Raw genomic sequence first — 15,636 nt, 5'->3', positions numbered from 1 at the left:
CAATCCTTAACTCGTGGCCCGAGGATCAAATACGGATGCCGAGGTCGATGCCGAGCGAACCCAGCAACGGCTCTACGCCACAGGTGCAGTCACCGTCGCCGGTTCCTTCGTCAGGAGCCGGAGCCGGTTCGGGCTCCTCGTCCTCTGGCGCTGGTGCGGGTGACGGCTGATCGGGAGCGGGCGCCGGTTCCTCCTCCGGGGCAGGTGCCGGTGCGGGCTCCTCCTCGGGAGCGGGCGCCGGTTCCTCCTCAGGTGCCGGTGCGGGCTCCTCCTCGGGAGCGGGCGCCGGTTCCTCCTCAGGTGCCGGAGCGGGCTCCTCCTCAGGTGCCGGAGCCGGTTCCTCCTCGGGAGCCGGTGCGGGCTCCTCCTCGGGAGCCGGCGCGGGCTCCTCCTCGGGAGCCGGAGCCGGTTCCTCCTCGGGAGCCGGAGCCGGTTCCTCCTCGGGAGCCGGAGCGGGCTCCTCCTCGGGAGCCGGCGCGGGCTCCTCCTCGGGAGCCGGAGCCGGTTCCTCCTCGGGAGCCGGAGCCGGTTCCTCCTCAGGAGCCGGAGCGGGCTCCTCCTCAGGAGCAGGGGCAGGTTCAGGCTCCGGCTCGGGGGCGGGTTCCGGCTCGGGCGCTGGTTCAGGTGCCGGTTCCGGCTCCTGTTCTGGTGCGCCGTCAGCCGAATCCACCTCGCCACCAATCAAGCAGTCCGGATCGTCCTGACGTTCGAAGCAGTCATCGTCCGATGTGGTCTGCTGCGTAATCGCTGTGACGGTTCCCAGCACCGGGTCAGCCGATGCACCCATTGCTTGCGCTGAGGTAACCCCCATCGCGAGAACTGTCGCCCAGGCGATTGCCGCGCCTCGGCGAATTTTTCTGGACACTGTGACACTCCCAAGGTCTATTGACGCCGGTTGTCGTGTCGTCATCCGGACCAAAAGGCTCGGAATGGACTACCTAGAACCTGGACCTAAGTAGACACAAGCACCAGATGAGACTCGCCAGGAACACCCAATCAGGGAACAATCCTGTCACTCGATAGATCTGCATTGAGATCTATCGAGTTGGCGTCGGACTACGGTTCACGCTCGATGAACACGGGAAACGAAACCGCCTGCCCCGAGTAACGTCGCACAATGTGGTGAACCTTGCGTCTCAGGTCGCGTGTGGACCCTGAAATCGGGCCTAATACGTGTGCGGCTGGAAGCTCGCGAACGCGAACGAGATTAGAGGTGGCGATGTCGACAGCAGGCTCAGTCCCGGTGACCGACTCGGCCACTGGGGCTCAAGCCAGGCTGCTGCGGTTACCTCTCGGGCTCGCTGATTTCGCACGGCGAGGCTTTCGGCTGGATCGCCCGCGCGATCGCGCCGTACTGGAGACCCACGCGCGCAGTTTCCTCACCGGGTTCAACCTCGCGGCGCGGCATTGGCGCGATCCGCATCCGGCGCTGGCGACCGTGCCGGATCCAGAGCGGGGATTCGCCTATGAGGGAGCGGGGATGTACGCGGCGGTACGTGGGCTCGCTCGCCTTGGTGAGAGCACGGCGTTTCGACGTCTGTGCGCCGGACCCGGCGACGCCTACATCCATCTGATCCACGTTGGCTATGGCTGGGCAGGTGGCCTCGCGCCGTTGCCGATCAACACCGTGCCGTCGACACCGTTGTTGCGGTGGCTGGCATTGGATGGTGCGGGGTTCGCGCGGGTCTATTTCGGAGGTCTGCGTGCGTTGGACCGGCTGTGGCACCGGGCCCCATCTGGTCGCAGAGATGCCGCCCTATCGGGGGCAGGCCGCGCGTTGTGGTTCCTGGAGTCGGCCAGCCCGGCAGGGGTCGCGAGCGTGATCGGCAACGCTCCGGGCCACGCACGCGGCGAGTTGTGGGCCGGTGTCGGGCTGGCGTGCTGCTACGCGGGCTGCGCCGACACCGCGGCCCTGGACCAGTTGACCGAGACCAGCGGCAAGCACTGGCCGTCTTTCGGACAGGGCGCGCTGTTCGCGTGTGCGGCGCGAGCCCGTGCGGGTGACGTGCCAGAACACACCGAACGAGCGTGTGCACATCTACTCGGCATTGACTCCGCGGAGGCGGAGCGCTGGACCGATGTCGCGGCGGCAGGGCTAACCGAGTCCGCCGATGTGGCCGCCTACACCGAGTGGAGATCACGACTACGCGGCGCCGTCGCCGCCCGGTCGTGACCACCGCCGTCGACGCTGAGAAGGAAGTCCCATGTTGTCCCTGTTACGCCGTGCCGTGGTCCCCGTACTGGCGCTGGCGCTGTGTGTGGGCGTCGGTGTGTTCACCGTCCGCCCGAGCCTCGGTCACGCCGAAGCGGAAGAGCTGACCAGCGGATTCGCGTTCGACACCGTACCGCTGAACGCGGCGCCGCCGGACGCGCGCCAGCAACGCGACGTGCAGCCGAACCTGGAACGGATCCGTGCGTGGATCTCCGCGGTGGGCGCGGCGGTATCGGTCACGGACCTGCGCGGGCTGGGTCGCGCGGCCGACGCGTGCCTGGTCGATCCCCGCGACGACTCGGTCACCGTGCTGCCGGTGCCCGGCACCGGGGGCTACGAGCGGTTCACGCTGGACCCAGACGGGCTGCCATACGACGCGACGATGGCGCCGATGGGCTGCGTGCCCGCTGACCTCGACGAGAACGGCGCGATGGACTTCGTCGTCTACTACTGGGGCCGCTCCCCCGTCGTGTTCCTCAACTCCGGACGCGGCGCGCCGACCTCGGGTGACTTCACCGCGCACGAGCTGGTCTCGCCGATGGAGGTGTGGAACACCTCAGCGATGTCGGTGGCCGACGTCGATGGTGACGGACACCTGGACATCATCGCGGGCAACTACTTCCCGGACGGCGCGCGCGTGCTCGACCCCAACGCGCGCGGCGACGAGCGGATGCGGATGCAGCACTCGATGGGCGACGCGCAGAACGCGGGCATCAACCGGCTGTTGCTGACCGAACCGACCGGCGACGAGGGTGAGCTGCCCCGGATCACCGACGCGAGCACGGCGATGCCGAAGAGCTCCGCGCACGCCTGGACGTTGGCGTTCGGCTGGCAGGACCTGACCGGCAACCAGCTCCCGGACCTCTACGTCGCGAACGACTTCGGTCCCGACGACCTGCTTGTCAACACCTCTAAGCAGGGCGACGTGCGGTTCAGCGAGGTCGTGGCCGGTAAGGACATGACGACGCCGGGATCGCAGGTGCTCGGGCACGGCTCATTCAAGGGCATGGGCGTGGCCTACACCTGGAACCCGGGCGATGAACTGCCGCTGCTCATGATCTCCAACATCACCACGCCATACGCGCTGCACGAGAGCAACTACGCCTTCGTCGGCGATGGCCGCGCCGACCCCGGTGCGGCGCTGCTGGCGGGCGAGTCGCCGTACGAGCAGGCGGCGGAAGGACTCGGCCTGGCACGCAGCGGCTGGTCGTGGGACATCAAGTCGGGCGACTTCGACAACTCCGGCGTCGACGAGCTGTTGCAGACCACCGGCTTCCTCAAGGGCGAGCACAACCGGTGGCCGGAGCTGCAAGAACTGGCGATGGGCAACGACGACCTGCTCAACCGGCCGGAGCTGTGGCCGAAGTTCCAGCTCGGTGACGACCTGTCCGGACACGAGCATAATCCACTGTGGACCCTCGCCGAGGACGGCCGCTACTACGACCTGGCACCAGAACTGGGCATCGACGCGCCGTGGCTGTCCCGGGGACTCGCACTGAGCGATGTGGACGGTGACGGCGCACTCGACGCGCTCGTGGCGAACCAGTGGGAGAACTCGGTGCTGCTGCGCAACCGCACCCCGAACGCCAGTGACGCCGCCTACCTGCGGTTGTTGCGGCGCGGCGCGGCTGGTGGCTGGGTTGACGTGATCGGGGCCGAGGTGACGCACGAGATCGACGGCGAGACGAAACGCACGCAGCTGTATCCGGCGAACGGCCACGCCGGAGCATCTGGCCCCGAGGTGCAGCTCGCGCTCCCGGACGGCGAACCCACCGAGGCCACCATCACCTGGCGCGGCGCAACCGGCACGCATCAATCCACTGTGGACGTCCGACCGGGACATCACACGGTCGAACTCGGCACCGACGGAACGGCGGTCCTGCGATGACGGCGACAACCACCCCGACAACGGCCACGACGACCACCGCGCCCCCGCGTTCCGAGGCGGCACCGGCCCCCGCGGTCCAGCCTGCCCCGACTCGACGTCCGGTGGACGCGCGGGTGAGCGCGCTGCGGCGGTTCGCGGCGTCGATCACGGCGTTCACCATCCTCGGGCACCTCGTGCTCGGCTTCGAGCAGTCACCGCTGACGCCGATCGTGGCGCTGGCGGTCAGCTACGCGATGGCGTTGCTGTTCGAGTGGCTGGACAGCTGGGCACACGGCACCACGCCGGAATACGCGGGCGGGCTCATGAACCTGAGCACGTTCCTGCTTCCCCCGCACATCACGGCGCTGGCCTGCGCGATGCTGCTCTACGGCAACGCGTCGCTCTGGCCGTACATCTTCGCGGTGGTGGTCGCCACCGCCACCAAGTACGTGGTGCGCATCCGGGTGCGCGGCAAGCCGCGGCACGTGCTCAACCCATCCAACGCCGGGATCGCCGTCACGTTGCTGCTGTTCCCGTGGGTCGGTATCGCACCGCCGTATCACTTCACCAACGCCGTCGGCGGCGTCATCGACTGGCTCATTCCGCTGGGAATCCTGATGCTCGGCTCGCTGCTCAACGCCAAGCTCACCGGGAAGATGCCGTTGATCCTGGCGTGGGTCGGCGGGTTCGCGGCCCAGGCCGTCATCCGGTGGCTGGTGCTGGATCACTCGCTAGCCGCCGCGTTGCTGCCGATGACGGGGGTGGCGTTCATCCTCTACACCCTCTACATGATCACCGATCCGGGCACCACACCGCGAAAGCCGCGCAACCAGATCGTCTTCGGACTGACCACCGCCGCGATCTACGGCATCCTCGTCGTGTCCGGCGTCGTGTTTGGACTGTTCTTCGCGCTGGTCATCACGTGCGTGCTGCGCGCTCTGGTCCTGCTCGCGGAGCCCTGGGCCCGCGCGCTGGTCACGACGGTGCGGCCCGCCCGGAGCGCGACGTGAGCACTGACCGCATCGCTATCGTCGGCCTGGCGTGCCGGTATCCCGATGCGGCCAGCCCGACCCAGCTTTGGCAGAACGTCCTCGCACGGCGGCAAGCGTTTCGACGCCTTCCCGAGTCCCGGCTCGGCGAGGGCTATCGCGATGACACCTCGCCGGACGCGACGTATCTGACGCGCGCGGCGGTGCTGCGGGACTGGACGTTCGACCGGGAGCGCTTCGGTGTTCCCGGTCCGCTGTATCGGGCCGCCGACCAGACGCACTGGCTCGCGCTGGACACCGCCGCCGAGGCACTGGCCGACGCCGGTTTTCCCGGCGGCGATGGGCTGGACCGCGACACTACCGGTGTGGTGCTCGGCAACTCGCTGACCGGCGAGTTCAGCCGCGCTGGGCTGCTGCGGCTGCGGTGGCCATACCTGGCCGACGCCGCCGCGACGGCGATGGCCGACGCCGGGCTCGCTGACGACGTCGCCACCGAGGTGCTAGGACGGCTAGAGACGCTGGTCAAGGAGCCGTTCCCGGTGCCGGGCGACGAGACATTGTCCGGCGCACTGGCCAACACCATCGCGGGCCGGGTGTGCAACTACTTCGACTTCCACGGCACCGGATACACCGTGGACGGCGCGTGCTCGTCCAGCCTGCTCGCCGTCGCCGCCGCCTGCCGCGCGCTGGTGGCGGGTGAGTGCGACGTCATGCTGGCCGGTGGTGTCGATCTGTCGCTCGATCCGTTAGAGCTGGTCGGGTTCTCGCGGTTGGGCGCGCTGGCGACCGGCGACATGCGGGTCTACGACGCGAACCCGACCGGGTTCCTGCCCGGCGAAGGCTGCGGTGTGGTCGCGCTGATGCGCGCCGCCGACGCCGAAGCGCGCGGCCTGCCGGTGTACGCGCACATCGTTGGTTGGGCGTCTTCATCGGACGGTTCAGGCGGGCTGACGCGTCCCGAGCTGTCCGGGCAGACACTCGCACTCCACCGCGCCTATCGCGCTGCCGAGATCGCGCCGAAGCAGGCGAGGCTCGTGGAAGGTCACGGCACCGGCACCGCGATCGGTGACCGCGTGGAGTTGTCAGCCCTGTCGTCAGTGCGCGGCAGCGATGGGCCACCCGCCGCGCTGGGGTCGATCAAGGCCAACATCGGCCACACCAAGGCGGCGGCGGGCGCTGCCAGCCTGATCAAGGCGACGCTGGCCGCTCACCACCGGCTATTACCCCCGACCACGGGCTGCGAGCAGCCGCACGATCTGTTGCGCGACGCCCCGCTGCGGGTGTTGGCGGAAGCCGAGCCATGGCCCGATGAGACGCCTCGGGCGGGCGTGTCGGCGATGGGTTTCGGCGGCATCAACGTCCATCTCGTCCTGGAGAACCCGGCGCCACGCGCCGCGGCATCAGCGGACGCGGCGTGGTCGGTGCCGCGAGGTCGGCACGAGATCGTGCCGCTGGCTGCCGACACCGCGGACGGGCTGGCCGAGCGGTTGTCCGCGCTGGCCGCGGCCGCTGGCGCGTTCAGCGTCGCCGAGTTGCGCGACATCGCCGCGACCGCCTGGCACACCGGCGACGCCGACGGCGACTACCGCGCGATGCTGGTCGCCGCCACGCCGGATGAGCTGGTTACCGCCGCGCGAGCCGCGGCTAACGCTGCTATCGGGTGGGACGGTGGCCTGTCGTTCGACCGGCGCACAAGCTACGCGCTCGGGTCCACGCCCGTGCGTGTTGGGTTGTTGTTCCCTGGCCAAGCCGCGCCGGTGCGGCCGGGGCTGCCCTGGTGGGCCCGAGGACTCGACGTCCCCGCGCCGTCAGACGGACCCGCTGGATCCACATCGGACGGTTTCCCGTCCGATCCCGTGCCCACCGAGATCGCCCAGCCCGCGATCGTGCGGCTGTCGCTGGCGGCCGTGGCGTGGCTCGATGCCATGGGCTGTGAGGCGATCGGCGCGAGTGGGCACAGCCTCGGCGAGGTCACCGGACTGCACTGGGCGGGGGCGTGCACGGCTTCCACCGCGCTGGAACTCGCCACACTCCGGGGGCGGCTGATGGCCGAGCACGCTCTCGATGGCACCACCATGGCGGGTTTGGCGACGTCCGCTACCTCGGCCGAGGACCTGCTCGCGGGCACCCACGCCATGCTCGCATGCCACAATGCTCCGGAACGCGTCGTCGTCGCCGGACCGGTCGATGACGTCGAGCGGGTGCTCGACCGCGCGCATGCTCGGGGGATCGCCGCGAGTCGTCTGCCGGTGTCGCACGGGTTCCACAGCCCTGCCATGGACCCGGTCGCCACCCCGCTCCGCACCGCGCTGGTCGATGTCCCGCTCGGCGCGGTACGCCCGGAGCGGCCGCTGCTGTCGACGATCACCGGCGCACCGCTCAGCGGCGATGACCCGCGCGGACCGCTCGTGGATCAGCTCACCCAACCGGTGCGTTTCGCGGATGCCGTCACCGCGCTGGCCGCGCGCTGCGACCTGCTCGTAGAGGCGGGGCCCGGGACGATGTTGTCCGATTTGGCTGCGGCCAACGACGTCGATGTGCCCGCACTCAGCATGGACAGCGGCGGCGACCCTCGCGCCCACGCGTTCGTCACTGCCGTACTCGCCGCCACCGGCACCGGTAGCCTCGATCCGTGGTTCACCGACCGGCCGTACCGCACGCTCGACTGGCGTGAGCCGCCGCGGTTCCTGGCGAACCCGTGCGAGACACCACGCAATCGGGCTAGGTCCGCGTGTTCGCCTGGTCGCGCCTTGCCCAGCACAGACGAACACAGCGTCGAGAGTGCCGGACACAACGTCGAGAGTGCCGGACACAACGTCGAGAGTGCCGGACACAACGTCGAGAGTGCCGGACACAACGTCGAGAGTGCCGGACACAACGTCGAGAGTGCCGGACACAACGTCGGGGACGGGGGACACGACGCGTTGGGGGCGCTGACGGCACACCTAGCCGAGGTCCTGGAGCTACCGGAGTCGGCCGTCGCGCCCTCGATGTCGCTGCTGCGGGATCTGCACATGACGTCGATCCAGGTGGTGGACGCGGTCGGTGCGGTAGCCACCCGCATCGGCAAGCAGCCACCGGCCACGCCGCTCTCGCTCAGCGACGCCACCGTGGGCGAAGCCGCCAACGTACTCACCGATCTCCCCTCGGCCACTGACACCGCCAAACCCGCCACGCCCACTGGCGTGCGCGGCTGGGTGCGCCAGTTCGAGCCAATATGGCTGCCGTTCGAGCCACCAGCCACCGCCAACAGCCACGTCGCCCCTGGCCCGGGCGATCTCCGCACCGTCACGCTGCCGGATGATGCCAGCGCGGCCGACGTCGCCGCGCTACTGACCGAAATCACCGACCACCCACCCCAGACGCTCCGCGTCGTCCACACCGGACACCCCGCCGCCACCGGCATCGGCAGGAGCATCGCGGCGGAGCTTCCCGACTGCCAGGTCATCGTCCTCGAACGTCCGGACAGCCCCAGGGACCCAGGCGACGCCGGGCTCGGCCACCCGGACCGCTACCTCGAACTCCGCACCAGACCCGACGGCACCCTCCAACGCGCCGCGCTCAACGCAAGGCCACCCCAGCCACGTGACCACGAGCCCCGACTGCCCGACGGTGTCTGTCTAGTCACCGGCGGCATGCGCGGCATTACCGCCTACACGGCCGCCGAACTCGCCGCGGACGCCACCACCCTCGTGTTCGTCGGCCGCACCCCGGCCGACGATCCCGACATCACGGCGGCCCTACGCGATCTCGCCAACAGCGGCCAACCCGACGTGCACTACCTGCGCTGCGACGTCACCGACCCCGTATCCGTGCGGCAGATGCTCACCGAAGCACGCACGCACGGGACGCTCACCGGCATCATCCACGGCGCGGGCGTCAACGAACCCCGCACACTCGACGACGTCACCGCCGACTCGTTCGCGGCCACCCTCGCACCGAAGGTCGACGGCCTGCGAATCCTGCTCGACGAGCTCGGCACCGACCACGACCTGCGGTTGCTGCTCGGCTTCGGCTCCATCATCGGCAGGCAGGGACTCGCCGGGCAGGCGGAGTACTGCATCGCCAACGATTGGCTCCGTCACGACATCGAAGCCTGGGCGCAAACGCACCCACATTGCCGGACGCACCTGCTGGAGTGGTCGGTGTGGTCCGGCGTCGGCATGGGTGTGCGCCTCGGCGTGCTGGACAGCCTCCGCAGGCAGGGCGTCCAGCCCATCGGGATCCGCGAGGGTGTTGACGCGCTCCGCGACGTGCTCGCCGACCCGCACGCCCCCGTCACCGTGCTGATCACCGCCCGATTCCCCACCACCGCCACGCTGCACCTCGCCGCCGAGTCCGCACCGTTGCTGCGGTTCGGTGAGCACGTCCGCGCTCGCGTGCCCGGCGTGGAAGCCATCACCGAGGCCGAACTGTCGCTGGGCTCCGATCCCTACCTCGACGACCACCGCATCGACGGCACGCCTGTCCTACCGGCCGTGGTGGCGATGGAGGCGATGGAGGCGATGGCGCAGACGGCGTCGCATGTGGACACGGTCTCGCTGCCGATCTCACTGGCGAACGTGGAGTTTCGCGCTCCGATCACCCTTAGCGGGCCCGACACGACCACCATCCAGACCGCCGCACTGTCCGACGCGCACGGCATCGACGTCGTCGTCCGAGACAGTGCCGACACGACCGGCACCGACCGGTTCAGTGGCACCCTCGTCACCGCGCCCGAATCGCCCGTACCTCAGCACCGCAGCGATCAACCACCACCGTCGCCGGATGCCGGGCCGCACGAGTGCTACGACACGACGTTCTTCCACACCGGACGGTTCCGCAGACTGCTGCGCTACGACCTGCTCTCGGCCTTCCGGGTGCGGGCCTGGATCCGCACCGAACAGGGCAGCGACGTCCAGCCGTGGTTCTCCCAGTTCCACAGTGGACGCCTACTGCTCGGTGATCCTGGCGCGCACGACGCCACCCTGCACGTGCTGCTCGCGTGCGTGCCTCACCGCCGTGCGCTGCCCGTCGAGGTCGAACGAGTGACGGTGTGGCGGGAACCGACCGGCGTGCTGCGCGTCGACGCCGTTGAGACGTCACATACCCACGACGACTACGTCTTCGACGTCGTGCTGAGCGAACCTGATGGGACCGTCGTGGCGCACTGGCAAGGCCTGCGACTACGCGCCACAACTCCACCGCGGCGCAAGGGCACGCTGCCGGTGCGGCTGGTCGGGCCATGGTTGTCACGGCGGCTCATCGAGTGCGGACTACACGACCACGTCGAACTGGTCACCACACCTGGCCGCAGGAAGTTCGGCGCGGCCACCGCCATCTTGCAGCAACTCACCGGGGCATCCGCGGGACACAACCTCGCGGGAGCGCCACGTGTCGACGGCGCCCACGCCAGCGCTAGCTACGCCCACAACACGCTGCTGCTCGGCGTCGCCGACGACCCGATTGGCGTCGATTGGGAGTCCGTCCCCGCCACCCCGGCACACGCGGGCGCGGTGCCTTGCGACGCCGCCGACCATCCCGTCGCCGAACTGCTCGCGGACAAACTCGGCGAGGACCCCACACTCGCACGCCTGCGCGTGTGGACCGCACGGGAAGCGCTGTCCAAACTCGGTTACGGGCAAGGCGAATCGCTGCGAATCGATCGGATCACCGAAGACGGTTTGACGATCCTGCGCGCCGGTTCGGATCACGTCGTGACCGCCAAGGTGCACACCACCGACGCCCGTGGCGCGCAGGTCAAGGTGACGGCGGTCGCGTGCCCAAGGGAACGGAGACCATGAGCCATTACCGCTACCGGCACATCGTCACGTTCGACGAGACCAACCTCGTCGGCAACGTCTATTTCGCGCACTACCTGCACTGGCAAGGCCACTGCCGGGAACGGTTCCTCGCCGACCACGCGCCAGGCGTGCTCAAGGACGTCGCTCACGGTTCGCTCGCCCTGGTGACGGTGTCCTGCGCGATGACCTACCACGCCGAGTGCTACGCCCTGGACGAGATCGACGTCGCGATGTCGTTGCGGGCGGCCAGTGGCAACCGCATCGTCATGGACTTCGACTTTCGTCGCTCGGGCCAGCTCACCGCACAAGGTACGCAGACGGTCGCCTGCATGCGCCGTGACGACCACGGCACCACGCCGACGGAGATCCCCGACGAACTCGCGAGGGCACTACGGGCGTTCAGTGACTGACCATTGACAGGCAAGTCGTCACTTGCCTATGGTCTGCCGTGTGAGCGACATCTTCAAGGCACTCTCCGACCCCACGCGCCGGGCGATCTTGGATGAGCTCACCGACCGCAACGGACAGACCCTGTTCGAGATCTGCGCGCGGCTGACGACCAAGTACCAACTCGGCTCGTCCAGGCAAGCGATCTCGCAACACCTCGACATGCTCGAAACCGTCGGACTCGTCATGACCCGGCGCGAAGGCCGCTACAAGTACCACTACCTCGACGTCACGCCACTGGAGCCAATCGTCGACCGGTGGCTGACACCCAACCGAAGGAACACGCCATGAGGATCACCATCACCAGTGTCTTCGTCGACGACCAGGACAAGGCGCTCGACTTCTACACCAACGTCCTCGGATTCCAGAAGAAACACGAGGTCCCTCTCGGCGAGGACCGGTGGCTCACCGTCGTGTCCCCCGAGGACCCCGACGGCCCCGAACTCCTCCTCGAGCCCGACGGACACCCCGCCGTCAAGCCGTACAAGTCGGCCCTTGTCGACGACGGCATCCCCTGCACCAGCTTCGCCGTCGACGACATCCAGGCGGAGTTCACCCGGCTCCGCGACCTCGGCGTCACCTTCACCCAAGAACCACTCGAGATGGGGCCTGTCACCACCGCCGTCCTCGACGACACCTGCGGCAACCTCATTCAGATCGCCCAGCACCACGGATGATCGCTTATCCCGGCCCGCTATGCGCCCGGTGTGACAAGAAAATGTTCCTGATGTCCGGTTTCAGTTGTCACAGCGGGCGTGAAGCTGGGCGAACCAGAGACGTGACCGTGCCCAACGCCATTCGGCACGTCGCGGCCGACGCGGCCGGCCGAAGCTGCCCTCACCGGTACACGGCGGCGTCCTCCCAGCTCCCGGTGTCGCTGAGGCGTTTCGCGAAGCAGTCGTCCGCTGGGAACCCCTCGGCATCGCACCACTGGTTCGCCTCGTCGGGGCTGGCGAACGGCACCGCGAACACCGTGACGAAGTAGTTGTCGAACCGGAAAATCGGATAGTCGCCAGACCACAGCAGGCGAGCCTCGGGGTAGCGTTCACGCAGGTCGTGGTGGTTGGCGAGGATCGCGTCGGCGTCGTAGGTCGTCCCGTCGACGACGAGCCCTTCGGACTTGGCCGACAACTGCGGCACCCAACTCCCGAGCAATCCTCGCACGTCGGCCTCGTCGCCGTCGAGGATCGCGGCCAGTTCCTCGGCAGCCGTCGGCGGCTCCTCGGTGAAGCCACTGTCAGACGTCGTCTCCCCCGTATCCGCACGACTATCGGCACCGTTGAACCACCCAGCCTGGTCACCCCACCACCAGGTGCCGAGCGCCGCGACAAGGAGCAGCGCGACGCCGACAAGGGCCGGCACCAGGAGGCGACGGCGACCGCGCGTCACCGATGTGGTGGACGTCGTGCCGGGGTCCGCGTCGACCGGCGCGGGCTGCGGCACGGTCAGCGGCTCGGTGCGCTGCGGACGTCCCGAGCCGTCGTCGGCGGGCACGGTCACGCGCTGCGTCGTGGCTGCCGGCGTCACCGGCGGTTGGGGATGTCGGGCAGGCGGAGGGGCGGCCGGGGCTTGCCACTGCCTCGGCGGTGCGAGCGCACCGGCGGCGAGCCAGGACGCGCCGATCGCGACGGCGTGTTTCGGGTGGGCGTCGACCGCGACCGGCCTGCCGAGCTCGGACCCGACCAGCTGCGAGACCAGCGGCATCCGCGAGGCACCACCGACCAGGAGCACCGAGTGCAAGTCGTTGGCCGCTACGTGCGCGGACTCCAGCGCCCGCCGCAGCGCCTCGATCGTGCCGTGCAGCATCGGCCGAACCGTGGTTTCCAGTTCCTCCCTGGTCAGTCGCACTTCGGTAGACGTGTTCGGCAGCAGCACCGGAATCGTGGCATCGGTGTCCGCGGACAGCGCCTCCTTCGCCTCGACGCACTCCTGCTTGAGCCGCGCGACAGCGGTCAGGTCGGCGGGGTCGTCCTCGTCCAGGTCGTCAAGGGTGTCACCGAGCGTTCGGCTGACGTGGTCGAAGACAGCGGCGTCGATGTCGATGCCGCCGAGTTGCTCGACGCCTTCCGGCCTGCCGAGGATCTCGAACCCCGACGTCCGTTTGCGCAGCACCGTGGCGTCGAAAGTGCCACCGCCGAGGTCATACACCGCGACCACCGAGCCAGGGTCGACCCGCTGCTCGTGGGCGTAGAAGACGGCCGCGGCTTCGGGTTCCGTGGTGAATCGGAACGGCTGGCTCAGCCCGGCGATCCGGACCGCCTGGTGCATCCGGTCGCGTTTAAACGGGCCCCAGTTGGCGGGGTGCGAGAGGCAGACGTGCGCCGGTGGCTCGCCCTGACGTGCGCTGACCTGCTCGACCACGGCGGCGATGAGCTTCGCGACCAGTGCCTCCGGGGAGTACGGCGTGCCGCCGAGCAGGATTGGGACGCTGTCACCGATACGACGTTTGAACTCGCGCGCCACACGCTGCGGCTCGCTCAGGGCTCGTCGTTGTGCGGTCTCGCCGGTCAGCACGGTCTCGTCCTCGCGCACCAGCACGATCGACGGGATCGCGGCGGTCTTGTCACCAAGCGGGAAGATCTCCGCGCGCCCGTCGCGCCAGACCGCCGCTGCCGTGTAGGTCGTGCCGATGTCGATGCCGAGCCCGTACATCAGTGCTCCCAACCGCTGACCGCCGAGCCTGGCGGAACGCCCAATTTCTCCGGTTTGACGGTACTCGACAGCAGCGTTCGGTGGGACCCGGTCGTCGCGGGCGGCTACCTCGCGTCGAGCAGGCCGTCCCGGACCGCGCGCAGTGCCGTAGCGAGCTGTGTGACACCAGGTTCCTCGATCGGAAAGTGCCCGCAGCCTTCCAGCAGCACCAACGACGTCGGACCGGCGATGCGTTCGAGAAAACGGATGCTCAATTCCGGCGGCGTCCACTGGTCCGCCGCCGGGTGCACCAAGGTGACGGGCGCGGCATCGAACGTCTCCGGCCGGGTGTGCTGGAACGTCAGATAACTCGCGAGTAGTCCGATCGGCACTCGGGTACCGCCGCCCTTCGGGTCCGTGGCACACAGCCGTGACAGCGCGTGGTTCGCGCTCATGCGACGCATGTTGACCAGCCATTTGATCGGCACCCTGACCTGCCCGACCACACGATCGAGCGGGCGCAGGACGGTTGGCCCGTACCGCCCGGCGACGCGGAACCGTGCCGCGGCAGCGCGAGCGTCGGCGTCTGACGGATCGAGCAGGCAGGTCGCGACCACGGCGTCGGCCAGCCGCGTGCGGGCCGCGACCTCGTACGCCAGCATCCCTCCCATACTCGCGCCGAACAGCACGAGCGGGCGATCGTCGTGACGATGTTCGGCGGCGACGAGATCGCACAGCAGCTCCAGCCACGTCTCGTAGCGGACCCGTGCCGGGTCAGGCTCGATCGTGCCGCCGTACAGCGGCAGGTCAGGAAACGCCAGCTCGACGTCGTCCCCGGAAATGAGCGCCGCGAGCGGCCACAACGCGCCGGAGTAACCACCGGCACCGTGGATACCAATCATCCGAACGTCGGCGGACGCGTTGTCCGACCGTGCGATGTGGACACGCCTGCCGCGCCAGTCCCACCACGTCGACCGTGGCTGGCTCCAGGTGGCGCACGGGAGAAACGCCGCGTAGTTTTCGCTGTTCACAGGCATAATCGTCGCCATAGCCAACGGGCGTTGACAACTCGCGTTAGGAGTGCCGTGGCCGGACCCCGCAAAACGCCGTCCCAGCAGCGGTCGCGCTTCACCTACGACACCATCCTGGAAGCGGCTGCTCGCGTTTTCGACCGCGACGGCCTAGCGGCGACGACCAATCGGATCGCCGAGGTCGCGGGCGTGTCGGTCGGGTCGCTGTATCAGTACTTTCCGAACAAGCACTCGATTCTGCACGAGCTCGCGCTCCGGCATCTCGACCACGCCGAAGCCGAGTTCGCCGCCGCGCTCCAGCGTTTTCGGGTCACCCGCCCGAGCCTCGAGTCGGTAGTGACCGAACTCGTCGGGCTCGCCGTCCGGGAGAACACGCCGTTCGCACTCGCGCACCGGTTGATGCGCGAGCACGCGCCTCGCACGCCGGAGTTGACGGAGCGCTTCGAGCGCCTGACGACCCTCCTCGTCGACGGATTGTCCGACGTTCTTACGTCGTCGGCGGACGAACGAGCAGAGCTTCGACCACGGCTCCAGTTGGCCATCGCCGCGCTCGACGGGCAGGTGCACCAGATCGTGCTCGACGCGGCCACGCCGGAGGAGCGTGGCGCTCGGACGGCATTAGCCGTCGAGCACTGCCTGCGCGCGCTCACTGCTGATCGCGCGCCGCGGCGGTAGC

11 protein-coding genes and 2 pseudogenes are annotated in these 15,636 nt (G+C 68.9%); 9 read left to right on the top strand and 4 right to left on the bottom strand.

Going from position 1 to position 15,636, the window contains the following annotated elements; genetic code table 11:
- Window positions 1–25: 25 nt before the first annotated feature.
- Window positions 26–766 (bottom strand): hypothetical protein, encoded by a 741-nt coding sequence (locus ACFQGD_RS14115; RefSeq protein ID WP_390221057.1) that lies wholly within the window; start codon window positions 764–766, stop codon window positions 26–28.
- A gap of 477 nt (window positions 767–1,243) precedes the next feature.
- Here ACFQGD_RS14115 and ACFQGD_RS14110 point away from each other — a divergent pair, with 477 nt between their 5' ends.
- The 4 genes and pseudogenes from ACFQGD_RS14110 to ACFQGD_RS14095 form a co-directional block, all read left to right on the top strand.
- Complete coding sequence (locus ACFQGD_RS14110) at window positions 1,244–2,173, top strand: DUF1702 family protein (RefSeq protein WP_345398228.1); 930 nt, start codon at window positions 1,244–1,246, stop codon at window positions 2,171–2,173.
- Between the two features lie 31 nt (window positions 2,174–2,204).
- Window positions 2,205–4,100, top strand: coding sequence for an FG-GAP repeat domain-containing protein (locus ACFQGD_RS14105; RefSeq protein ID WP_345398225.1), 1,896 nt, complete (start codon window positions 2,205–2,207; stop codon window positions 4,098–4,100).
- The gene (locus ACFQGD_RS14100; protein ID WP_345398222.1) at window positions 4,097–5,089 is read left to right on the top strand and encodes an enediyne biosynthesis protein UnbU; all 993 of its coding nucleotides are present in this window, start codon (window positions 4,097–4,099) and stop codon (window positions 5,087–5,089) included. Before ACFQGD_RS14105 ends, ACFQGD_RS14100 begins: the two co-directional genes overlap by 4 nt.
- Window positions 5,002–7,527 (top strand): annotated as a pseudogene (locus ACFQGD_RS14095) (beta-ketoacyl synthase N-terminal-like domain-containing protein); the annotation flags it as partial. The gene ACFQGD_RS14100 and the pseudogene ACFQGD_RS14095, both read left to right, overlap by 88 nt.
- A gap of 369 nt (window positions 7,528–7,896) precedes the next feature.
- On the opposite strand, the pseudogene ACFQGD_RS14090 reads toward ACFQGD_RS14095, so the two are convergent.
- A pseudogene (locus ACFQGD_RS14090) lies at window positions 7,897–7,944 on the bottom strand (hypothetical protein); the annotation flags it as partial.
- A gap of 114 nt (window positions 7,945–8,058) precedes the next feature.
- Here ACFQGD_RS14090 and ACFQGD_RS14085 point away from each other — a divergent pair.
- Genes ACFQGD_RS14085 through ACFQGD_RS14070 form a run of 4 tightly spaced genes read left to right on the top strand, consistent with a single transcriptional unit; the run spans window position 8,059 to window position 11,975 of the window.
- Window positions 8,059–10,851, top strand: coding sequence for an SDR family NAD(P)-dependent oxidoreductase (locus ACFQGD_RS14085; protein WP_390221148.1), 2,793 nt, complete (start codon window positions 8,059–8,061; stop codon window positions 10,849–10,851).
- Window positions 10,827–11,261, top strand: coding sequence for an acyl-CoA thioesterase (locus ACFQGD_RS14080; RefSeq protein ID WP_345398216.1), 435 nt, complete (start codon window positions 10,827–10,829; stop codon window positions 11,259–11,261). The genes ACFQGD_RS14085 and ACFQGD_RS14080 overlap by 25 nt, the downstream gene beginning before the upstream one ends.
- A 40-nt stretch (window positions 11,262–11,301) precedes the next feature.
- Window positions 11,302–11,589 (top strand): ArsR/SmtB family transcription factor, encoded by a 288-nt coding sequence (locus ACFQGD_RS14075; protein ID WP_390221056.1) that lies wholly within the window; start codon window positions 11,302–11,304, stop codon window positions 11,587–11,589.
- The gene (locus ACFQGD_RS14070) at window positions 11,586–11,975 is read left to right on the top strand and encodes a VOC family protein (protein ID WP_345398210.1); all 390 of its coding nucleotides are present in this window, start codon (window positions 11,586–11,588) and stop codon (window positions 11,973–11,975) included. Before ACFQGD_RS14075 ends, ACFQGD_RS14070 begins: the two co-directional genes overlap by 4 nt.
- 160 nt (window positions 11,976–12,135) lie before the next feature.
- Here the strand turns inward: ACFQGD_RS14070 and ACFQGD_RS14065 are convergent, their stop codons facing one another.
- On the bottom strand, window positions 12,136–13,950 hold the full coding sequence (locus tag ACFQGD_RS14065) for an Hsp70 family protein (RefSeq protein WP_345398207.1): 1,815 nt from the start codon (window positions 13,948–13,950) through the stop codon (window positions 12,136–12,138).
- Window positions 13,951–14,054: 104 nt separating this feature from the next.
- Window positions 14,055–14,960 (bottom strand): alpha/beta hydrolase, encoded by a 906-nt coding sequence (locus tag ACFQGD_RS14060; RefSeq protein ID WP_390183614.1) that lies wholly within the window; start codon window positions 14,958–14,960, stop codon window positions 14,055–14,057.
- A 54-nt stretch (window positions 14,961–15,014) separates the two neighbouring features.
- On the opposite strand from ACFQGD_RS14060, the gene ACFQGD_RS14055 reads away from it, so the two are divergent.
- Entirely contained in the window at window positions 15,015–15,635 is a 621-nt protein-coding gene (locus ACFQGD_RS14055) for a TetR/AcrR family transcriptional regulator (RefSeq protein WP_345398201.1), read from the top strand.
- Window position 15,636 lies beyond the last annotated feature (1 nt).

The organism is Haloechinothrix salitolerans (genome assembly GCF_042662605.1).
In the GTDB taxonomy this organism is placed as follows: Bacteria; Actinomycetota; Actinomycetes; order Mycobacteriales; family Pseudonocardiaceae; genus Haloechinothrix_A; species Haloechinothrix_A salitolerans.
This window is presented reverse-complemented; position numbering and strand designations above follow the sequence as displayed.